Annotated in this window: 17 protein-coding genes; 13 read left to right on the top strand and 4 right to left on the bottom strand. The window is 52.9% G+C overall.

Annotation, left to right across the window (positions count from 1 at the left end; genetic code table 11):
• Positions 1–40 precede the first annotated feature (40 nt).
• The 11 genes from NSS64_RS26195 (at position 41) to NSS64_RS26145 (ending at position 14,401) form a co-directional block, all read left to right on the top strand.
• Positions 41–3,034, top strand: coding sequence for a choice-of-anchor A family protein (locus tag NSS64_RS26195; protein WP_341142050.1), 2,994 nt, complete (start codon positions 41–43; stop codon positions 3,032–3,034).
• A gap of 416 nt (positions 3,035–3,450) precedes the next feature.
• The gene (locus NSS64_RS26190; RefSeq protein ID WP_341142905.1) at positions 3,451–4,416 is read left to right on the top strand and encodes an alpha/beta hydrolase; all 966 of its coding nucleotides are present in this window, start codon (positions 3,451–3,453) and stop codon (positions 4,414–4,416) included.
• A gap of 585 nt (positions 4,417–5,001) precedes the next feature.
• A complete protein-coding gene (locus tag NSS64_RS26185) occupies positions 5,002–6,447 on the top strand; it encodes an HD-GYP domain-containing protein (protein ID WP_341142049.1) in 1,446 nt (481 codons plus the stop codon).
• 204 nt (positions 6,448–6,651) lie between these two features.
• Positions 6,652–7,041, top strand: coding sequence for a NusG domain II-containing protein (locus NSS64_RS26180; RefSeq protein ID WP_036700638.1), 390 nt, complete (start codon positions 6,652–6,654; stop codon positions 7,039–7,041).
• Positions 7,025–7,588, top strand: a complete 564-nt coding sequence (locus tag NSS64_RS26175) for a Gx transporter family protein (RefSeq protein WP_036700635.1) — start codon at positions 7,025–7,027, stop codon at positions 7,586–7,588. The genes NSS64_RS26180 and NSS64_RS26175 overlap by 17 nt, the downstream gene beginning before the upstream one ends.
• 19 nt (positions 7,589–7,607) lie before the next feature.
• Positions 7,608–8,474, top strand: a complete 867-nt coding sequence (locus tag NSS64_RS26170; RefSeq protein ID WP_340945023.1) for an ATP-binding cassette domain-containing protein — start codon at positions 7,608–7,610, stop codon at positions 8,472–8,474.
• Positions 8,450–9,352: an energy-coupling factor transporter ATPase gene (locus NSS64_RS26165; RefSeq protein WP_341142048.1), complete on the top strand. Its 903-nt coding sequence runs from the start codon at positions 8,450–8,452 to the stop codon at positions 9,350–9,352. Before NSS64_RS26170 ends, NSS64_RS26165 begins: the two co-directional genes overlap by 25 nt.
• A complete protein-coding gene (locus NSS64_RS26160; RefSeq protein ID WP_340945019.1) occupies positions 9,339–10,136 on the top strand; it encodes an energy-coupling factor transporter transmembrane component T family protein in 798 nt (265 codons plus the stop codon). The genes NSS64_RS26165 and NSS64_RS26160 overlap by 14 nt, the downstream gene beginning before the upstream one ends.
• Positions 10,137–10,157: 21 nt before the next feature.
• A complete protein-coding gene (locus tag NSS64_RS26155) occupies positions 10,158–12,083 on the top strand; it encodes a peptidase U32 family protein (RefSeq protein WP_341142047.1) in 1,926 nt (641 codons plus the stop codon).
• A gap of 126 nt (positions 12,084–12,209) precedes the next feature.
• A complete protein-coding gene (locus NSS64_RS26150; RefSeq protein ID WP_341142046.1) occupies positions 12,210–13,499 on the top strand; it encodes an aspartate aminotransferase family protein in 1,290 nt (429 codons plus the stop codon).
• A gap of 17 nt (positions 13,500–13,516) precedes the next feature.
• Positions 13,517–14,401: a UbiA-like polyprenyltransferase gene (locus NSS64_RS26145; RefSeq protein ID WP_340990868.1), complete on the top strand. Its 885-nt coding sequence runs from the start codon at positions 13,517–13,519 to the stop codon at positions 14,399–14,401.
• Between the two features lie 744 nt (positions 14,402–15,145).
• Here NSS64_RS26145 and NSS64_RS26140 read toward each other — a convergent pair.
• From NSS64_RS26140 to NSS64_RS26125, 4 genes are all read right to left on the bottom strand, one after another.
• Positions 15,146–16,126, bottom strand: coding sequence for a polyprenyl synthetase family protein (locus tag NSS64_RS26140; protein WP_341142045.1), 981 nt, complete (start codon positions 16,124–16,126; stop codon positions 15,146–15,148).
• Positions 16,127–16,144: 18 nt separating this feature from the next.
• Positions 16,145–16,594, bottom strand: a complete 450-nt coding sequence (locus NSS64_RS26135) for a hypothetical protein (RefSeq protein WP_341142044.1) — start codon at positions 16,592–16,594, stop codon at positions 16,145–16,147.
• A gap of 235 nt (positions 16,595–16,829) precedes the next feature.
• Positions 16,830–18,707: an FAD-dependent oxidoreductase gene (locus NSS64_RS26130; protein ID WP_036722120.1), complete on the bottom strand. Its 1,878-nt coding sequence runs from the start codon at positions 18,705–18,707 to the stop codon at positions 16,830–16,832.
• A 49-nt stretch (positions 18,708–18,756) separates the two neighbouring features.
• Positions 18,757–19,662: a hypothetical protein gene (locus NSS64_RS26125; protein WP_036722123.1), complete on the bottom strand. Its 906-nt coding sequence runs from the start codon at positions 19,660–19,662 to the stop codon at positions 18,757–18,759.
• A gap of 482 nt (positions 19,663–20,144) precedes the next feature.
• Between NSS64_RS26125 and NSS64_RS26120 the strand changes: the two genes are divergently transcribed.
• Positions 20,145–20,348, top strand: coding sequence for a CsbD family protein (locus NSS64_RS26120; protein WP_036695255.1), 204 nt, complete (start codon positions 20,145–20,147; stop codon positions 20,346–20,348).
• Positions 20,349–20,549: 201 nt separating this feature from the next.
• Positions 20,550–21,965 (top strand): ATP-binding protein, encoded by a 1,416-nt coding sequence (locus NSS64_RS26115; protein ID WP_341142043.1) that lies wholly within the window; start codon positions 20,550–20,552, stop codon positions 21,963–21,965.
• The last annotated feature ends 70 nt before the right edge of the window (positions 21,966–22,035 follow it).

Here is a 22,035-nt window from a genome sequence, read left to right as displayed (position 1 = left end):
GTGACAGATTCATAGAATAGTAACTAGGAGGTGTGGACTATTGAAAAAAGGAGTACGTAAAACAGCCGCCATCCTTATGGCAGGCTTATTGACCGTATCCAGTGCTTTTACGTGGGGCACGGATGTCAGAGCAGCTTCAGGGGTTCCTTATACGCCAACACCGGTTTTGGGGGTCGCAGGGAATTTTAATGCTTTTATTCTTGGGGATTTCACACAAGGCGGTGATCAGATTGAAGGCCGTCTGGCAGCGGCGGGGAACATTACCCTCACCGGAGGTTACGGAGTAGCCAGGGCATACAGGAGTGCTTCGCCTACGGATGTGCTGGTTGCGGGCAAGAATTTTGAACATTCGGGTAGCGGAGAAATTTACGGAAATGTGGTATACGGGGACAGCATTACAGTCAATGAGCCCCAGGTTAAAATTATAGGTACTAAGAGGAAAGAGAAGCCGATTGATTTTGCAGCCGAGCAGCAGGCTCTGATCTCCCGTTCCACAGAGTATGGGGCCTTGGCTGACACGAATGAGATCGGCAATAACAATTATGGACAGCTCAAGATAAGTGCACCGGATCGTTTCAATGTAGTTCATTTGGATGCCTCGACACTGGCGAAGACCAACTATATTGAATTCAACATTGCACAGAACGCTACGCTGATTATTAATATAAGCGGGCCTACAGTCAATGTGCCGAGCTTTTCAATGAATAACGGCAGAGCCAGTCAAGTATTGTTCAACTTTTACGAAGCTTCTGAGGTGAATATCGCTAATACCTCCTTCTATGGCAGCATTCTCGCACCCAGAGCGGATGTTCATTATGCCCGAGCAGAGCTGTACGGAACCCTGATTGCAAAATCTTTTAGCGGCGGGGTAGAGATGCACCTGGGATTGTACGAGGGAGAGGGGCCGCCGCCGAGTCCGACGCCGACCGCAACACCGACACCTAGTCCGACACCAACGGCAACGCCGACAGTGAAACCAACACCAACGGAAACGCCGACACCGACTGTGAAACCAACACCAACGGTAACGCCAACGCCGACAGTGAAACCAACACCAACGGTAACGCCGACACCAACTGTGAAGCCTACACCGACGGTAACACCAACACCTACAGTGAAACCTACACCGACGGTAACGCCAACGCCAACGGTAACACCAACGCCAACGGTAACGCCTACACCTACAGTGAAACCTACACCCACAGTAAAACCTAGCCCGACACCTGTGTGCACCCCAACTCCAAAGCCAACGCCGACCGTGAAGCCGACGACAACACCGACCGTGAAGCCAACGCCAACGCCGACGGTGAAGCCAACACCAACGCCGACCGTGAAGCCAACGCCGACGCCGACCGTGAAGCCAACACCAACGCCGACCGTAAAGCCGACGCCAACGCCAACTGTGAAGCCGACGCCAACGCCAACTGTGAAGCCGACACCAACGCCAACTGTGAAGCCAACACCAACGCCGACCGTGAAGCCAACACCGACGCCGACCGTGAAGCCAACACCGACGCCGACCGTGAAGCCGACACCAACACCGACCGTGAAGCCGACGCCAACACCGACCGTGAAGCCAACACCAACGCCGACAGCGGTACCGACACCAACGTCGACCGTGAAGCCAACACCGACGCCGACCGTGAAGCCAACACCGACGCCGACCGTGAAGCCGACACCAACGCCAACGGTAGAACCGACACCGACACCAACGGCAGTACCGACACCAACGCCAACGGCAGTACCGACACCAACGCCAACAGCAGTACCGACACCAACACCAACGGCAGTACCGACACCAACGCCAACGGCAGTACCGACACCAACGCCAACGGCAGTACCGACACCAACGCCAACGGCAGTACCGACACCAACACCAACGGCAGTACCGACACCAACGCCAACAGCAGTACCGACACCGACACCAACAGCAGTACCGACACCAACGCCAACAGCAGTACCGACACCAACGCCAACGGTAGAACCGACACCGACACCAACGGTAGAGCCAACGCCAACACCAACGGCAGAGCCGACACCAACGCCGACGGTAGAACCAACACCAACACCGACAGCGGTGCCTACGCCAACACCAACGGCAGAGCCGACACCAACGCCGACGGTAGAGCCGACACCAACGCCGACGGTAGAACCGACACCAACGCCGACGGCAGAGCCAACACCAACACCGACGGTAGAGCCGACACCAACGCCAACGGCAGAGCCGACACCAACGCCAACGGCAGAGCCGACACCAACGCCAACGGCAGAGCCAACACCGACGCCGACGATAGAACCGACACCAACACCAACGGCAGAGCCAACACCGACGCCAACAGCAGTACCGACACCAACGCCAACGGCAGAGCCAACACCGACACCGACGGTAGAGCCGACACCAACGCCAACGGCAGAGCCAACACCAACACCGACGGTAGAGCCGACACCAACGCCAACGGCAGAGCCAACACCAACACCAACACCGACACCAACACCGACACCAACGCCGACGCCGACACCAACGCCGACACCAACACCGACGCCGACACCAACGCCGACGCCGACACCAACGCCGACACCAACACCGACGGTAGAGCCGACACCAACGCCGACACCAGATCCAACACCAGTAACAACGCCAGCGCCAACATCGCCGCCGTTCAGTTTCCCTCCAGTGCCTACGCCGACTCCGATAATCGGATTTATCGTGAGCAATGATGTGGCTGTGAATGATGATCCGCTGCCGCTTGGGCCTGTAGCAACTCCGATAGCTACAACAGTACCGGCATCAACGCCGACACCGGCTATTGCGGTTGCGCCAATAGCAGCAACACCGGAGCCAACGCCTTCAGCAGAACCGGCACCCGATGTAGTCCTTATTGATGATGAGGTTCCTCAAGGCGGTGTGCCTATGGATGGAACCTTGCCGAAGACGGGCGAATCCAGTCCTGCACCTTATTATTTTGCCGGTTTGGCACTCGCTGGTCTGGGCTTGATTCTTAGAAGAACCACCAGAAACAGCAACCGTAAATGAGTGACCGGAACTGAGATTTATATAAACAAACAATGATCCTGTGATTTGACAAGGGCTGCTTTCGGAGAAGACGTTCTCCTGGAAGTAGCTCTTTTTTCGTTGGAAATAAGTGCCCGGATACAGAATGTATGCGAAAAACAACATACAATGTGCCGGTGAGAGAGTCAGCGGACCAAATGTATGTGGAAAACAGCATACATGCAATCTGCTGCGGGAAGGCGAGTGTGCTAAATAGAGTCCACCTGCTTGTTCCAAGAGTCTTGCAGAGTACAATGGATTTGAAGTTTGTGAAGAGAAAGAAATTCATGCTGAATCTCTTACCGTAGCCCCAGTCGTATTTTTAGTTGGCCGTACTCCCATGCTATACTAGGCTCAAATTAATATGGTTGCTTACTGAAGGAGGAACGTTGATGTGGATGATATACCTGCTTGTGGTGCTGATCGTGGTGGCCGGAGGGGTGGGGTATGCCGGATTCTATTTTTATGGAGTAGCCATTAAGCGGGCCCCTAAGGAATTCCTGGCCAAGACCCCAGACCTTAAGATTGATCCGCCGCCGGTGGCCGGAGCCTCGTGGGGAGAAGGAGCGGAGTGGGTGTCCCGGCAGACCTTCCGTGAGGTAGAACTGGTGTCTGAGGATGGGCTCAAGCTGCAAGGCTATTATCTGGCGTCAGCACGTGCTGCGGGACGGACGGTCATTGTTGCCCACGGTTATTCCGGGAAGGCCAAGGATATGGGAGCGACCGCCAAGAACTATTATGAGAACCTGGGGTATAATGTGCTGTTGCCTGATGCCAGGGGACACGGGAAAAGTGAAGGAGATTATATCGGCTTTGGCTGGCCGGAGCGCCGGGATTATCTGAAATGGATCGGATTCGTCCTGCAGGAGAACGGCCCGGACGCGCAGATCGTGCTGCATGGCGTATCGATGGGCGGAGCCACAGTGCTGATGACGTCCGGCGAGGAGCTTCCTCCGCAGGTCAAGGCGATTGTCGCCGATTGCGGCTACACCTCGGTCAAGGCACAGCTGTCCTATCAGCTGAAGCGGATGTATCGTCTGCCCAGCTTCCCGTTTGTGCCGGTGGCCAGCCTGGTGACCCGGATGAGGGCCGGTTATTCCTTCGGGGAGGCGTCTGCGCTGAAGCAGGTTCGCAAGGCCAAGGTGCCAATTCTGTTCATCCACGGGGATGCGGATAAGTTCGTGCCTTATGCGATGATGAATGAGCTGTATGAGGCCTGTAAGAGTCCGAAGGAGAAGCTGGTGGTGCATGGAGCGGGGCATGGTCTTGCCTATGATACGGATAAAAACACATACATCCGCACAGTAGGCGAATTCGTGGAACGCTATGTACACAGCCCTGCTGCCGCTGAATCTGTCCGGTAAAAGTCCATAGAACGTAGACGCGCCCGATATCCGCTGACAGCGGTTATCGGGCGCTAATTATGTTCCACACATGGGGCCTTTCTCTGAAGAACAGAGAAGCAGCGGGCCATGTCTTATCGGTATATTAATCCCCCGCCGTCTGTGAGCAAGACGGGTGTCGTTATTCCTTGTTATTTCCAGCAGCCGTGTGGCGAGAGAAATCCTTCCAATACGACAAAAGCCCTACCTCTCTTTTGTCCTTGCGGCTCCGTGGCCGCGCCAGTGTGAATCGGAATGCTATGTTCGAATTTAATCTCATAAAAGGGATAAGTACTGCAAGAAAACGTAAGATATTGTGTCCAAACCGCCGATAATATAGAGAAGTAACTCATCGGCCTGACATCTTCTTGATGGGGATAAACATACTCGAAAACAAATATTATTTTATTATAGCACGGGGATTATAAATACGCAAGAGTATATTGGGCTGAGGCCAGGACAGGAATGAGGGGACAGATGGAACTATACAGAATTTTTTTGAAGCAACAGGTCCGGAACTATATTTTCGGCTCAGCTGTAGCGGTACTCGCGGTCGGGAGTTTGCTTATGCTATCTTCTCTGGAGATCAGCCGGGTTGAATATTACCGCCTCTTACTGGTGCTTGTTTGTTCTTTTGTAATAATGGCGTCTATAGAGATTACTGTCTTTCTCAGACAGATCAGGCCCATACGGGCTGCGCTCGTTCAGGAGAATGCTGCGCTATCGATGCTGGAAGAAGCATATCTGCACACGCACCTGCTGCCCAAACGGGCTATACAGCGGATTATGGGGCCGCATCTGCTCGGATTATCCGTTCCGGCTCTGCTGCTGTCGGTGTGGATGATCCATTCTGGCTGGGTCACGTTTCCGTACTTCTATCTGATTCTGGCGATGTGCTGCGCAGTGCTTGTGGCTTGTATGCATTCCCTCATTGAATTCTTCCTGACCTGCACCTCCATTATTCCGCTGATCAAGGAATTCAGGAACCGTGCGCTGGAGCAGTACGGTGTGGATTTTTCTCTGGAGGGTCATGTGTTCGTGCCGATACGCCCCAAATTCCTGGTGAGCTGTATGCTGATCGGTACCTTTCCGCTGTTCCTGTTTATTATGGCCACGCATATCCGTATGAACGGTGAGGGGGACTCGATAGTCGTCGTCGGACTTCAGAGCTATTGGGCCTGGGCGGGGATGGTGCTGCTGATCGGCACGCTGTTCTCCTCCATTGCGGCCTGGCTGCTGACGAACAGTGTGCAGCATCCGATCCATGAGCTGTATCAGGCGATGAACCAGGTGAAGGACGGGAATCTGGTCCAGGTGCAGGATGAGTACTCCGATGAGTTCTCGAAGCTGGTGGCAGGCTTTAACATGATGGTCCGGGGGCTGCAGGCGCGGGAGCAGCAGAGCCGCCAGCTGCTGGACAGCTACTTCTCCACCCTTGCCGTGGCGCTGGACGCCCGCGATTCCTATACGGCAGGACACTCGCTCCGTGTAGCGGAGTATTCGGTGATTATCGGACAGCTGGCCGGACTGAGGGGGCAGGAGCTGGATGATCTGCGCAAGTCAGCACTGCTGCATGATATTGGTAAGATCGGGGTAAGAGACAGTATCCTATTCAAGGAAGAAGCCTTAACGGATGAGGAATTCCTCCAGATTCAGAGTCATACTGTGCTGGGAGAGAATATTCTGCGGCAGATTGAACCGGCGGACAAAATGGCACCCTATCTGGGCGGCGTCCGCTCGCATCATGAGCGTTATGACGGCCGGGGCTACCCTGATGGTCTTGCCGGCAGGGAGATCCCGCTGCACGGCCGGATTATCGCGGTAGCGGATGCTTATGATGCGATGACGTCGGACCGGCCTTACCGTAAAGGGATGGACCATGAACGGGCGCTGGGCATTCTGGAGCAGGGCAGGGGCAGCCAGTGGGACCCTGAATTCGCCGGATTGTTCCTGGGGTACTTCGGCCGGAAGCCGGAAGCCCGTAAGGGTACTCAGCCTGTTCAGGCCGGATAATACACTAGTTGAAGACATTATCCTTATATTCCTTGCCGAAGCGGATACTATCCAGTTTATGGGGGTTCCGCTTCGGCTTTGCGTGCCTATTTTGTGAACTGCCCATGAAATGCGACAATTAACGACTACATTCATTGAAGGATTGAAGGCGGACCGTTATAATTATTAAGTCTGGATTTTAATTAAAAAATAAGGGAGATTTCTATGAAACGCGCAGATGTGCTGCTGATTTCTATCGTTCTGATTGCTGCGCTCGCTTTTCTCGTGCCAAGATGGTTGTCTAACGATGCTGATAAAGGTGGGCCAGGCAAAGAACTCAAGGCCAATATAACGGTAGATGGTAAGTTATTCAAAACGATAACCCTTACCAAAGAAGAGCAGACTATTGAGGTCCGCACCGAACGGGGCTATAACATTCTGAAGGTGCATGATTACGGGGTCGAGATGTTTGATGCGGATTGTCCCGATAAGGTATGCCTCGGCTTCGGATTCATCACGCTGCCCAAGCAGACCATTGTCTGCCTTCCGCACCGGGTATTGGTTGAGATTGCAAGTGCGGCCGGGGAGGATGAAGTAGATGGCTATGTCCAGTAGTGAATCGGCTACAGCGCTGAAGCGGACGGTAATTATTGCTATATTCGCTGCCGTTGCTGTGGTGCTGAGTATTGTGGAGGCACAGATCCCGCTGGCCGGAGTGGGGCTGATGCCCGGGGCGAAGCTCGGCTTCGCCAATATTATGATTTTGACCTGTATTTACTTTTTGCGCGGACGCGATGTTCTGGTTCTGGTAATCCTTAAGACACTGCTGACCGCCTTCCTGCTCGGCACACTGTCCAGCCTGCTGTTCAGTCTGTTCGGCTCCCTGTTCAGCTTCATTGTGATGTTTGCGCTGGTGAAGCTCGGCCGCAGAAAGTTCAGTGTTATCGGCATCAGCATTGCGGGCGGCTTGGCTCATAATACGGGACAGCTGCTGGCAGCCTCGTTCGTATTCAATTCAACGAGTATTTTCTATTACCTGCCGGTTCTGCTGATTACCGGTATTATTACGGGCATTGCTGTCGGCTTCGCCGTCCGGTATGTGGTTGACTCGCTATCCAAAATATCCTTGTTTGAAGAGTTCCTGAACGGACCGGGTCACTAGCTGCGGAAGGATGAGTAACATGAATCAAGCGTACAACGATAGAACAGCCGGTGAAAAGCCAGCGGTGATTGCCCTTGAGGGCGTATCCTTCGGCTATGACCCGGAGCATCCGATTCTTCATGATATCAACGTAACGGTCCCGCAGGGCCAATGGGTGAGCATTGTCGGGCCTAACGGCTGCGGCAAATCGACCCTGGTCAAGCTGCTGAATGCGCTGCTTCCGAAGAGCGCCGGTCATATCTCAGTCTGCGGGCATACGCTGCAGGAAGAGACGGTCCAGTCCATCCGGCAATGCATCGGAATGGTCTTTCAGAACCCCGATAACCAGTTCATCGGGCAGACGGTGGAAGAGGATATTCTCTTCGGCCTGGAGGGTCTGTGCTTATCGTACGAAGAGATGAAGCAGCGGCTTGAATTCTATACCGGGAAGCTCGGGATAGGCCATCTGCTGTCCAAGCATCCCGGAGAGCTGTCGGGCGGGCAGAAGCAGCGGGTGGCCATCGCCTCGATTCTCGCCATGAAGCCAGGCATCGTCATCTTCGACGAGGCCTCTTCTATGTTGGACGAAGGCAGCCGCGATGAGCTGATGGGGATTCTGCGGGATATGCAGGCCGAGGGCAGTTACACCATTGTACTGATTACCCATGATGCCGATGAGATTCTGGCTTCGGACCGGGTGCTTGCGCTGCACGGGGGAAGCATCGCGGCGGATGTATCACCTGCGGAGCTGTTCCGTGATGCAGAGCTGCTGGAGAAGTGTCATTTGCGGGAGCCTTATACTTGGCAGCTTGCCCGTGAACTGGAGAGCCGGGGAATTAAGGTGGATGTACCCGCCAGCGAAAAGGAGCTTATAGATACACTATGGCTATACAACTACAGCAAGTAAGCTACACTTATGCTGACCGCAGTATGTGGAAGCAGACGGCGCTGCACGGGATTAATCTGGAGATTGCCGAGGGTTCGCTGACCGGAATTGCCGGAGCCACCGGCTCCGGCAAATCTACACTGCTCCAGCTGTTCAACGGCATTCTTAAGCCGACAGAAGGCACGGTACAGGTGCTGGATGTAACGATAACTGCAGGGGAGAAATCACCGAGGCTGCTTCCGCTGCGGCGGAGGGTAGGCCTCGTCTTTCAATTCCCGGAGCAGCAGATGTTCGAAGATACAGTGGAGAAGGATCTCTGCTTCGGGCCGCTGAACTTCGGAGTCAGCCTGGAGGAGGCCAAGGAGCGGGCACGCAAGTCGATGACGGACATGGGGCTGGATCTGGCGCTGCTGGAGCGCAATCCCTTCCGGCTCAGCGGAGGACAGATGCGCAAGGCAGCCATCGCCTCCGTGCTGGCGATGGACCCGGACATTGTGGTGCTGGATGAGCCGACAGCCACCCTGGACCCGGTAAGCCGCGCCGAGCTGATCGCGCTCCTGGAGCGGCTGTGCCGCGAGCAGGGCCGGACGATCATCATCGTAACGCACCGGATGGATGAACTGCTGCCTTATGCCGACAACTGGGTCCTGCTTAAGGATGGGGAACTCGCCTTCCAGGGCAGCGGACCAGAGCTGGCCGCCGATCCGGCGATTCTGGAGCGCTGCGGACTGCGGGTTCCGCAGTCTCTGCGTTACTGGCAGGCTGCCGCCGAGCGCTTCGGCCTTAGCGGCGAGAAGCCGCTCCTTACGGCAGAGGGCCTCGCGGGGCGGCTTGCGGCCTTGCTCGAAGAGCGTCGGCACACAGCCGGAACGGAAGAAATGGGGAATGGCCATGAATGAGCGGCTGCTGCTGGGACGCAGCATTGATACGGGCTCCTGGGTCCATAAGCTGGATGCCCGGTCCAAAATCACCGGGATGCTGCTCTATGTAGCCATCATCCTGCTGTCTACTTCGTGGATATCAATCGGGCTGGTCGCGGTCTTCTCCATCGTGGTGATGGCGACGACCCGCATTCCACTGAAATATTTCATCAAGGCTGCGAAGCCTTTGCGTTATCTGATGTTGTTCATCTTCATCGTACAGGCTCTGTCCGTGAAGGAAGGGGAGGTGCTGTGGTCACTGGGTTCGTTCTCGCTGCATGCGGGCGGCCTGCGGATGGGGGCATTTTCTGTCATCCGCATGTTATTCCTGCTGACCTTCACCGCGCTGCTGACCTTCACAACGACACCGGCCAAGCTGAACCAGGGGCTGGAGGGAGTGCTTGCCCCGCTTAAGAAGCTCAGGCTGTCACCCGACCGGATTACGCTGATGATCAGCCTCGCGCTGCGCTTCATTCCGACGATTCTGGATGAGGCGCAGATTATTCTGAAGGCGCAGGCCTCGCGCGGAGCCGATCTGAAGGAACTGCCGCTGAAGGAGAAGGCGCGGATGCTTGTCTCGCTGCTGGTCCCGGTTATCGCCAGTGCGTTCCGGCGCGCCCAGGACCTGATCTATTCCATGGAAGCCCGGGGCTTCCGCATGGATGCGCCGCGCAGCCGGTATCACCGGCTCAGGTGGGGCACGGCGGATACGCTTTTTGTTGCTATGTTCGTTGTACTGGGAGTTGCAGTTGCATTATTGTAAGACATTTAGGGGGATACGGGAATGGCACGTTATTTTAATGGTAAAGAAGTAGAGTTACTGGCGCCTGCGGGAACCTTCGAGATCTTCAAGGCGGTCATTGAATCGAAGTGTGATGCGGTGTATTTCGGCGGTCCGGTGCTGAACATGAGAATGATGCGCAAGGGCTACAACTTAAGTCATGAAGAGATTATCGAAGCTCTGAATATCGCCCATAGTATGGACAAAAAAGTATATATCACGGTCAATAATCTGTTCAGCGAAGAGGATGTGGAGGAGGCCAGAGCGTACCTGCGCTTCCTGGACACGGCCCGCCCGGACGCGCTGATCGTGCAGGATATGGCGGTGCTGGAATTGATCCGCGAGATGGGGCTGAATCTGCCGGTTCACGCGTCTGTCATGATGAATGTGCATAATCTGGAGATGATCTACGCACTGAAGGAGCTGGGCGTCAGCCGGGTGGTTACCTCGCGGGAGATGGATCTGCAGACCGCGAAGCTGCTGGGCGCAAGAAGCGGCATGGAGCTGGAATATTTCATCCATGGCGATATGTGCTCTGTCCACGGGGCGAACTGTTATTTCAGCTCCCAGGTGTTCGGGATGAGCAGCAACCGGGGCAAATGCATGAAGCCTTGCCGCTGGGATTACCGGATTAAGCGTGACGGCTACGTCTTCCCTGCGGAATATCCGCTGGCAGTGAAGGATATGTTCATGTATGAGCATCTTCCGGAGCTGATTGAATCCGGTATTACTTCCTTCAAAATCGAAGGCCGTATGCGCGACCAAGACTTCATGGTGATGCTGTCCAACAGCTATGGCGATGCGATTGACCGCTATATCGATGATCCGCTGGGCTTCGACCGGACCAAGGATTCCAAGGCGCTGTATAACAACCGCAAGCGTGATTTCTCCACGGCATATGCTTTTGGCAAACCGGGACTGTCGAATATCAACCGCCGTTATGAGGGAACGGGCAAGTTCTACAGCACCGGCAAAGTATTCAGTACGCCGACTGCGGAGCGTGAGCTGTCTGCCGAGCGGGTGAAGGAGCTGCGCGGGCGAATGGCTGAAGACAGACGCAATACCCTTAACAAGCCTGAGCTGGCAGTGCGTGTGAATAATAAGGAGCAGGCGCGTCTCGTACTGGAGATGGGAGTAGACAGCCTCTACCTGCCGGGCGATGTGTTTGAGCCGGACCGTCCTTTTACGAAGCAGGATATTAAGGAGCTTGGTGCGGTAAAAGGTCATACCAAGTTATACCTAGGCCTGCCGCGGATGATGAACGAGCTGCATTTCGACCAGTACGATCATCTGCTGAACGGGGAACGGCTGCCGATTGACGGACTGATCATTACGAACCTGGGGGCGATCCGCCGTTACCGTGGCACCGGTTACCCGATGATGGGTGATGCTAATCTGAATGTCTACAACCATCTGTCTGCCGGGCTGTATGCGGGACTGGGCCTTACTAAGCTGACCGTTTCGCCGGAGATGACGCTGGAGCATTTCGCCTCCTTCACCTCACGCAGCGACTTGCCGCTGGAGGTTGTGGTGCACGGAACGCCTGCGCTGATGTATATGGAGCATGATCTGTTCGAGAATACAGAGGTGATGGAGCCGATCGGTGAGGAAGACAACCAGTATGTCCGCAATGATGTGCTAGTGCTTAAGACCGACAAGGGCGAGAATCCGGTCTACCGTGACCAATATGGCCGCTGCCATCTGCTGTTCGCCAAGGAGCTGTGTTATCTCCCGATGCTGGGTGAAATGAACGGCCTGGGGATTGCCAGCTTCCGGATAGAAGGCGCGACCTATAGTATCAAGGAGCTGCGCACCATTATTGCTGCTTATCAGGCTGCGATAGATGGAACGAAGCCTGAGGATGATCTGCTGGGCGGGCTGAAGCCGGTCTATGCGGGGTACACCCTCGGTTCACTGCAGTTTAACTAATGCTAATAATTAAATTTTAAAATAACGCTGCGGCGAGTATAATAAGGGTATATGGCGCGATTATAAGTACCTTTTTTCACAAACTATCATCTTGAATCATCAGCAGTTGAAAGTGAGGGAAGCTTCATGGAAATCGAACAGAGTAACTTCATTGGAAGAGAAGCGGTAGCTGCCAAAAGAAAGCAGTATTTCTACCCGTGCACCGCACATTTTTACCGGGATGCCCCGCAATTGGTACGCGGAAGCATGCAGTATGTCTACGATGAGAATGGCAAGGAATACACCGACTTCTTCGCGGGAGTCTCAGTGGTTGCCTGCGGCCACTGTAATCCGGCTATTACTTCCCGTACGATAACACAGCTTCAGCAATTGCAGCATACTTCGCCCATCTACCTGACCCAGCCGAATGTAGATTTGGCGGAACGCCTGGAAGAAGTGCTGCCGGGCGCGCTGCGCCGGACATTCTTCGTCAACAGCGGCTCGGAGGCGAATGAAGGGGCGCTGCTGCTGGCGCGGATGCATACCGGCCGCAAAGGCTTTATTGCCCTGGAAGCTGGCCTGCATGGCCGGACCAACCTCACCATGAGTGTGACCGGGCTGCAAATGTGGAGAACCGATGCCTACCTGGATGAGGATGTGACGTTCATTAAGCGCCCGTATCATCCGGAATTGACGCTGGAGGAAGCGGCGGCGCAGTCCATCCAGAATCTGAAGGAGGTACTCGCTGCCCAAGGAGACACCATTGCCGCCATGATCGTGGAGCCGATTCAAGGGAACGGCGGGATCGTCATGCCTGCGCTGTCCTATTTCCGTGAGGTGAAGGCGCTGCTTGAGCAGTACGGTGTACTGCTGATTGACGACGAAATCCAGACCGGCTACGGCCGGAGCGGAGCTATGTTTGCGATGGAGCATTTCGGCGTCGTGCCGGACATTATCAGCATGGCTAAGGCGCTGGGGAACGGAGTGCCGATCGCTGCCTTTTCCACGACGGATGAGATAGCGGCATCGCTGAACAAGCCTTCCGCCTCGACGTTCGGGGGGAATCCGGTCTCTGCGGCTACGGCGCTGGCGGTGCTGGACTACATCCGTGATGAGCGGCTGGCAGAACGTGCGGCTGAACTGGGCGGCCAGTTGAAGCAAGGCTTGCTTGCTCTCCAGGAGCGTTACCCTGCGGTGATTACCGATGTACGGGGCAGCGGACTTATGCTGGGGGCCGAGCTGGCCGGTTCGGAGACTGAGGATGCCGCTGCTGTGACAGACTATGTGCTGGAAGAGCTGAAGGACCGCGGATACCTGATCGGCAAAAACGGCATAGGCCGCAACGTCCTCGCCTTCCAGCCGCCGCTTGTTGTGACTTCCGGGAATATTGATGCCCTGCTGGCTGCACTCCATGAAGTACTGCAAGCGATCCACTGAGAAAGAGGCCTAACAATATGGTTATCATTAATGCTTTTAAACATACGGCGCTTAAAATGAAAATGTTCAGCGAGCTGGTGATGTTCTCGCATACGCTGTTCTCACTGCCTTTTGCCATCATCTCGATGGTATGGGCGGCGGGAGGCTGGCCTTCCGGCCATATGATGTTATGGGGACTAATCGCGCTGATCGGGGCACGCAACGGGGCGAATGCGTTCAATCGCCTGGTAGACCGCACCTTCGACGGCAACAATCCGCGAACCGCCCACCGGCATCTGCCGCAGCGTCTGCTCGCAGAGAAGGAAGTCATTCTGTTCATTATCATCAATTATGCCCTGTTCATTGTGGCCTCCGGGATGCTGAACCTGCTCTGTCTGGTGCTGTCCCCGGTAGCCATTGTACTGATCTCATCCTACTCTTATACGAAGCGGTTCACCTTCCTGAGCCATCTGTATCTGGGCTTCGTGATTGCTTCGGCCCCGATTGGCGCCTGGTTTGCGGTTACCGGGAATATCGCGTTCACGCCATTCGTGATCGGAACCGTGGTGATGCTCTGGATTGCCGGGTTTGATATCATCTACGGGACTCAGGACATTGAGTTCGACCGCAAGAACGGCTTATGGTCCATCCCGAGCTTCTTCGGCCTGGAGAATGCACTGCGGATCTCCAAAGGGCTGCATTTCATTATGGTTATGCTGCTGCTGTTCCTGTACCTCTGGCGCGATCTCGGCTGGATGTATCTGGTGGGCATCGGCATCGCTACGGTGCTGCTTATGACAGAGCACAAGATCATTAAGCCTGCTAACCGCAAGCTGATGAAGGTTGCTTCTTATAATTTGAATCAGGTGATCAGTATGGTGATATTGCTGTGTACGCTGATTGATTATTTTTACGTTAATTAGGTGGGGCGGCGCATCGGAGTGGGGCGCGTGCTGGAGGTTGGGAAGCTGCATTGCGCGGATTTTTGGACTTACGGTCGCTGTTAATTTCGGATTCCTTGATTGAAGCCGCTGAACGCGGTAGGAATCCGAAATTAAAGGCGAACGCTGCCGCTCCTCCAGTTCCAAAATTCCTCTCCATTCCGTCCTAACCTCTCCCCAGGCAAGATTAACTTCAAAAAGACAACAGGCCTACCCAGGGGGTGGGTGGCAAAAAGCGCGATAAGCTTAGGCTTCGCGCTTTTCTTCATTTTGGGCGGCAAACAACCCTAAACCCCAAACCCCAAACCCCAAACCCCGAACCCCGAACCCCGAACCCCGAACCCCGAACCCCCACGCTAAACACCACTCACGTTCGCTGCGCTGCGTTCGTTGGTTAAGCAAAACGGTAGTAAGATTGGCATTGCAATTGCACTCCGTACAATAGAATCCGGTGAAATTAGTCTTAAAATCGCATCTGTTGCACTTTGTACAGCAGAATTTGCTCAATGGATGTGAAATGGGCACTTTTTCTGAAATCAAATGTACGAAATACAACAGAACGCATGTGAGCTTAAGAATTGGTGGAATCTATTGTACAAAGTACAATTATCAGCATTAGATTCCAATGTTCCATCCCTTGAACCCGCCAAGGCAACAAAAAAGAGCCTTTAATCAGGCTCTAATTGGCGAATAATTACATATAAAGCGCTGGCGGGTTAGGCGAGCTCAGCGGTCACGCCCGACGAAGTATTGCAGCAGGGTCCTCAGGTCGGCATGGGCCGGGAAGCTGGAGAGCTGCTCCACAATCGCAGCAGCCTGGGCCAGATAATCCTGGCTGACGGCCTCTGAGCGGGTCAGGGCATCACTGCCCCTTACCAGCTCCAGGACTTGCTCGATGTCCGCAGGAGAAGAGCCAGGGCCTATTCTGCGGATGACATGGGCAAGCTCGGCATCCTCTAAGGCGAAGAGCACCGGAAGGGTAACCTGGCCGTGGCGGAGATCGCTGCCGGCCGGCTTGCCGAGTACATCCGCCGATTGCGTGAAGTCCAGAATATCATCCTGGATCTGGAACGACATCCCCAGCGCTTCGCCGAAATCATAGAGGAGCTGGGCTGTCTCTGCGCTGCTCTCCGCCGACAGTGCGCCTACCCGCAGGCAGGTGGCCATTAGCAGCGCGGTTTTGTTACGGGATTTCTCCAGATATTGCTCCAGCGTAAGATCATAGTCGAAGGCATGCTCCAATTGCTGATATTCACCAAGACATAACTGGGCTGTGGCGACAGAGGACAGATCGTGAACATAACGATCCTTATCCCCGGTGTACTTGCTGAGCAGTTCAATGATACGGGCTGACATATAATTACCGATATGAACAGCGGATAGAATGCCGGTCTTGATATGAAGCGCAGGCACGCCCCGCCGCAGCTCGGCGTTATCAATAATATCGTCATGAATCAGTGAGGCCACATGGATAAATTCAGCCGCAGCGGATAATTGCAGAGTTCGGCGTCCGGCAGGTCTCAGGCCAAACCGGCTGCCGACAATAACCATCAGCGGGCGGAGGCGTTTACCGCCGGAGCCTGTTAATTCGAGAATGCTCTGCGCCAGCTGCGACTTTTTGGGAACATCCTTATCATGGGTCACCAGATTCTTAATTTCACGGTTAATTTCATTCAGATCAATATTCAAGGCTTCATGCAGCTTCATCGTTCATGTTCCCACCTGTCAAATGGCTTTACTGGTACGGCTTCGTTGTCTGCGCTCCTGAATGAGGAATTCACCCAGGTCCCTGGCAGGATTGTGTTCCGTGAACTCTCCATTTGAACGTTCGATCTGCATTTTTTTGATGGAAGGGGCCATATAGGCCACCAGATCCAGCTCCCGGTATTTCACTGCAAACTGCAGATAGAAGCTGTACAGGTAATCTCCATCCAAAATGTTACGGGTCAGGTCAGGATGATGTGGGACACATTCCATATGGCGCTGTGCTGCTACGGTAAGAATGGTATAAATGCCTAGCAAATGGGTTTTGCGGTCATACTCCAGATCATGGCGTTCCAGTACCGAGAGCATTTGCTCGCATTCTGCCGGAGAGAGAGACAACTGAATTTCGGCGATCTTAGACATTTCAGCCTGAAGCAACCGGAACGTATCTTCTATGATTTTTTGGTTCACAAGCTTCTCTCCTTCATGTCGGTTTTGCCGGATGGAACCGAATCCTGATTATCCCTACAAAACCATTTTGTTGAAAACGCGCATATAAATGTACTTTCACCTCGTTAAACAAGGAGAGTAATGTGTCCTAGGGACACATTACTCTTAAGAATATCCTATTCAGCTTGCAGCAGCGCAGCCTGTGCATGCGCCGCTGTTATAAATGAATGTAGTTCTTAACTGATTACCCGGTTCATCAGTCGGTATACAGATACCAGCGCCGGACGAGAGGAATCCTCTTCCACTGCTTCTTGAGCCAAGGAAGAACATAGTAATCCAGGCTGAACACGGTACCGGAACCGCCGATGCAGGCAATCGCTGCCCCAACATACCAGAGCATTTCTGTTGCTGCCATCTTGGTGGTCCAGATCATAACCGCCATACCTATCGTGGCTATAGCAGAGATCGCTGTGAACAGACCGACGATCAGCATTACACCGAAGACGATCTCGGCACAGACCATACCGATTTGGAACCATTTGGCGAGGAAGGTGTAAGAACCATCCGGGTTATAGAACATGAGATCCATGAACCAGTTAGAGATATCATAAATGAAGCCTGGAACCGGAAGAGCCGATACAGCTTCTTTGGCAGTGGATACTGCGGAAGCGGCAGATTGGGCATCTACGGTAGTTTTGACTGCATCCACAGCCTGACTTGCTGCCGATGTTGCATCTGCATAAGGAGCCGCAGGAATCAGGAAAATCTTATTCGGATCAACCCAGATTTTGCGGATTTTCTCTATACCTTCATATAACCACATTCCTCCAAGGAGCATACGGAGCGGAACGAGCCAGAAGTTCGGCGAGCGCTTGGAGAAGTAACCGCCGACGAAGCTCTTGCGGTTCTCAACATGGAAGAACTCGTGCATCATGTAAGTCCAGACCTTGTTGAAGCCTACAACCTGTGACAGATAGAACATATTGATGAAATGTTTGGACAACATAGCCATGAAGCCGGTCAGCATGAAGAACTTGCCCGGAAGACCGACGTTCGCTACACCGTAGCGGCTGCCGATTGAAACCATAGTGCCGTGGAAGCCTGGTTTGTATGCTTTTTTAGGCGTACCCTTGATATCGGCAGTGATATTGCCTGCGATAACCGGAGCCGCTTGTTCAGCATTCTCAACCATTTGCGGAACTGGACGTTCTTCGCCTTCAGGGATGAAGAAGATGTTATCCCCTACAACATACACATTCTTATGGTCAACACTTTCAAGGTGTTCATTGGTGACAATACGTTTGCGGCCTTGCTGCTGAACGTCAAGGTTGCCGACGATTTCGGAGCCTTCAACACCGGCTGTCCAGACGATTGTCTGTGCATCCACGATGTTCTTCTCACCAAGGGCAACAGAGCCTGCGCCTACTTCGGTGATTTTGGCGCCGGTGACGATTTCTACCTTCAGCTTGCGCAGACGGGCTTCGGCTTTCTGGATCAGCTTATCCGGCAGGATAGGCAGAATCTTCGGAGCCATGTCAGCCACGATCAGTCTCACTTCGGAAGGATCGATGAAGAATTCTCTGCAGAGCTCGTCGCGCTGCTCGGCCATTTCACCTACAAGCTCAACGCCGGTGAAGCCGGCACCGATAATTACGAAGGTCAGCATAGCGCGGCGTGTAGCCGGGTTCTTTTCCTTCGCAGCCTTGGTGTACATGTCGCGGATCTGACGCTTCAGGGCAACTGCATCATCGTAGGACCAGAAGGAGAAAGTGTTCTCTTCTGCTCCGGGGATTCCGAAGAAGGTTGGCTTGCTTCCTGTGCCGATGACCAGATAATCATAAGCATAGGTGGCTTTGTCGGACTTCAGCTTCTTGTTCTTGAAATCAATGTTGCTGATTTCATCCAGAACAACATCTACCTTCAGGCCGGCAAAAATTTTCTTCAAGTCAATTTTGATCGAATCCTCAGGTGCGCGATTCGCAGAAACCTCATGCAGCTCAGTCAAAAGAGTGTGGTATGGATTTCGGTCGATCAGTTTGATTTCTACATCTTTGTCGTTCTTAAATTTCTTTGCCAGTTTCTTAGCCGTGAGTACGCCGCCGTAGCCGCCGCCCAAAATGACTATTTTCTTCAAGAGAAACTCACCTCATTCATCTGATTAGCTGCAAAAGGGTGGCGAATAATTATTTCGCGCCTTCCAGTGCTTTTTGTGCAAGTGTGAAATATTCACCAACGTGGATGGATACGCCGGAGATTGCATCTGTTTTACCTTCAGCATCCAGGGTAGGAGCTACGCCTTTGTTCTCAAGGAAGTATTTCTCGGCAAGGGCGATTTCTTCATGCCATTCAGCAGCAGCGCCGCCGGCTTTCATGCCGTATTTGCCATCTACAGAATATTGTTTCTTATCGTCGCCTGCAGCATTCACGCCGCTGAAATTAACAGCTACAACGTTGCCGTTAGCAACAGAGAGAGCTACTGTGGACTTCCAGCCGGATTTAGCATCCATTTCGCCTTCAGCAGTATATCCGCCATCTTTGTATGGGCCTGCTTGTGCAGGGCCGGCAGCAAGTGCAGCCTGAGCCGCGCCAACGAAATCACTAACGTGTACGGATACACCGGAGATTGCATCTGTTTTGCCTTCAGCATTTACAGTGAGAGCAGCAGGATCTTGTTTTTCAATCAGGTAGGCTTCAGCAAGAGCAGCCTGTTCATGCCATTCGGACTTCGCTCCGCCGATTTTTACCAGGCCGTAGTTGCCGTCTTCAGATACTTTTTTCTTCAGATCGCCCGCTTTTTTAACATTGAAAGCATTCCAGTCAGCTTTGGTGATTTTGCCGCCTTCTACAGTCAGTTGTGTAAAGGTCTGCCAGCCAGTCTCTGGATCGGCATCCACTGTACCGTAGTAGGTTCCGTCCTGGTACTTGCCTGTTTCGGCTGCAGGTGCAGTAGTTGCTTCAGTTGCAGCAGTAGCAGTTGCCACAGGTGCTGTTGTTGCAGCAGCGTTCTCTGCTTTGTTGCTGTTGCCACAACCTGCGAGTAAAGTACCCAATACCAGAGCGCTCGACAAGATTACAGAAGCTTTTTTCATTTTGATATGACCTCCAAGAAAATAGTTTAAAATATATATATTAAAATGTAAAACATTTTAATAGCGCTGGAAGTGATAAAAATCACTTTATAAATGATAAATGTCACTTTCATCTCGGTCTTAAGTCCCTTTTTGTAGCAGGCATACGACATATATCGGCAAGTAATAAGAAAAAATTTAATCATATCGTTTCTTGTTCGATGGCATTTTAGCACAAGCTATGGAACTAACATGTGAAAATAATCACTTAAATCATAAATAAATTTACTTCTGAAGTATATCAAATTTTAAGATAGTTGAATAGCTTTTTAAAAAGACTATTATGTGACAAAAGTTGAGTTATTCTGCATGGTTTCATGCAATTGCAGGTGCAGCCCCTGTACAGCCAGGAGATTCAGCCAAAAGTCATGGGGGTAATAGTTCACAAGCAATTATAAGCTTTCGCCAGACATTAAATAGACAACTAAGGAGATGAGCTTGTAGTGGATAACAATGTGATTAAAGGTAAATGGCTGCAGATTAAAGGTGAAGCCAAGAAGCAATGGGGCAAGCTGACAGATGACGATCTGGATATCATCGATGGTGAAAAAGACAAGCTGGTAGGCAAGCTGCAGGAGCGTTACGGCCATTCCAAGGATGAAGCCGAAGCGGAGTACCATAAATGGGAGTCCTCCCACCGCAGCTAATCAGCAGTTAACGATAAGCAGGGCAAGGGAAGAGCGCAAATCGTATCTGATTTGCGCTTTTTTGCTGTCCCCCGGACATTCCGAAGCCATCCCTCTCATACATATACATATGCAATAGCCCTCACGCTTCATGTTTTTCATTCCTCCAGTATGATACTATAAATATTATTGTGAACTTATTTTCGCTGCAGGAGTGAAGCCATGGAATATGTCAAAATCTTTTTTGTGAATACAGCTTTACTAATCACTCTGTCGTATCTGGCGAATCTAATATACAAGTACACTGTAACCCACGCATCCGAGCCTGTAAAAAGAGTAAGCTGGGTGCTGCTCGCGGTCTTCGCAGGGTGGATCAGCACCTTTTTCGGCTACAGACTGCATGAGCATGTCATTTTTGACCTGCGGTATGTACCGCTGATCATCTCAACACTGGCTTACCCCCAGCCCCTGGTCCTGATTATTATCGGAATCGCAACCGGGCTTACGCGCCTGACCTTTGGAGTGAACGAGGCAGCGCTGGTAGGCGTGCTGAATCTGACTATCCTGGGCTTTGTCTGTGCCGCTCTAAGCGTATGGATGAAGCGTTCGTCCACCTCTATGATGTACAAGGGGATTGCTGCTATTCTGGTAGTCAATGTAGTGAATGTGCTGAATATTGCCGTATTTGGGGTTATTCCCACACATGATTACATAACGAAGATTCTGCCGGTTACCTTTCCCGCAGGCCTTGTCCTCAGTGCGTTGTTCGCGCTGATTATCCGCGATTTCCATCTGGACCTGATGCGTACAGGACAGATCATTAGAGCGAATAAGCTGTTGTCCGAGCAGACGGAGGAGCTGCATAAGAATAAAATTGTGCTCGAGGAAAGAGCCAAGCAGCTCATGCTCGCCTCACAGTTCAAATCGGAGTTCCTGGCGAACATGTCCCATGAACTAAGAACCCCGCTGAACAGCATTATCAACCTGTCCCAGATGATTGAAGAAGGCGATGAGTCCCTGAGTGCGGAGGAGCTTGCTGAATATGGCGGGATCATTCACCGCTCCGGGGAGGATCTCCTGTCGCTCATCAATGATATTCTCGATCTGTCCAAGGTGGAGGCAGGGAAGCTGGATATTATTATAGAGGATTTAAATACCAGCGAGGTCCCTGATCTGCTCGTCCAGCAGTTCGGTGTCTTAGCCAGACAGAAGCAGCTCACCTTCAGTGTCTTTCTGGACGAAGGGGTGCCTGCGGTAATCTACACGGACCCCCAGCGGGTGCAGCAGATTCTGCGCAATCTGCTCTCGAATGCGTTCAAATTCACGATGACTGGCGGGGTCACTCTGAATATCCGTGTAGTGGAACGTCAGGAGGGGGCTGCTGCACAGAAGTGGATTGCCTTTGAGGTGCAGGATACCGGAATCGGCATTCCCCCGGAGAAGCATGATCTGATCTTCGAGGCCTTTGAACAGGCGGATATCAATGTCAGCCGCAAGTATGGCGGTACGGGGCTGGGCCTGTCTATCAGCAATGATCTGGCCAGGCTCCTGGGCGGCTTCATTACCCTGCATAGCCGCGAAGGCCAGGGCAGTATATTCTCCTTACATTTACCACTGCATTCAGGCGCGTCCGTATAATCCCCGCAGCTCCAACTTTATTTGTGATTTCGGTGTATTGACAGGAATCTGGTGCTGAGTAGAATGAAGC

The sequence above is a fragment of the Paenibacillus sp. FSL H8-0122 genome (assembly GCF_038005345.1).
Lineage (GTDB): Bacteria > Bacillota > Bacilli > Paenibacillales > Paenibacillaceae > Paenibacillus_AQ.
Note: the sequence above shows the minus strand (reverse complement) of the source record. Positions and strands in the feature narration are given on the sequence as shown.

Coding starts and splice junctions, on each gene's coding strand:
- NSS64_RS26190 (WP_341142905.1), top strand. CDS start 3,451: ATGATATACCTGCTTGTGGTGCTGATCGTGGTGGCCGGAGGGGTGGGG.
- NSS64_RS26185 (WP_341142049.1), top strand. CDS start 5,002: ATGCTATCTTCTCTGGAGATCAGCCGGGTTGAATATTACCGCCTCTTA.
- NSS64_RS26180 (WP_036700638.1), top strand. CDS start 6,652: ATGAAACGCGCAGATGTGCTGCTGATTTCTATCGTTCTGATTGCTGCG.
- NSS64_RS26175 (WP_036700635.1), top strand. CDS start 7,025: ATGGCTATGTCCAGTAGTGAATCGGCTACAGCGCTGAAGCGGACGGTA.
- NSS64_RS26170 (WP_340945023.1), top strand. CDS start 7,608: ATGAATCAAGCGTACAACGATAGAACAGCCGGTGAAAAGCCAGCGGTG.
- NSS64_RS26165 (WP_341142048.1), top strand. CDS start 8,450: ATGGCTATACAACTACAGCAAGTAAGCTACACTTATGCTGACCGCAGT.
- NSS64_RS26160 (WP_340945019.1), top strand. CDS start 9,339: ATGGCCATGAATGAGCGGCTGCTGCTGGGACGCAGCATTGATACGGGC.
- NSS64_RS26155 (WP_341142047.1), top strand. CDS start 10,158: ATGGCACGTTATTTTAATGGTAAAGAAGTAGAGTTACTGGCGCCTGCG.
- NSS64_RS26150 (WP_341142046.1), top strand. CDS start 12,210: ATGGAAATCGAACAGAGTAACTTCATTGGAAGAGAAGCGGTAGCTGCC.
- NSS64_RS26145 (WP_340990868.1), top strand. CDS start 13,517: ATGGTTATCATTAATGCTTTTAAACATACGGCGCTTAAAATGAAAATG.
- NSS64_RS26140 (WP_341142045.1), bottom strand. CDS start 16,126: ATGAAGCTGCATGAAGCCTTGAATATTGATCTGAATGAAATTAACCGT.
- NSS64_RS26125 (WP_036722123.1), bottom strand. CDS start 19,662: ATGAAAAAAGCTTCTGTAATCTTGTCGAGCGCTCTGGTATTGGGTACT.
- NSS64_RS26115 (WP_341142043.1), top strand. CDS start 20,550: ATGGAATATGTCAAAATCTTTTTTGTGAATACAGCTTTACTAATCACT.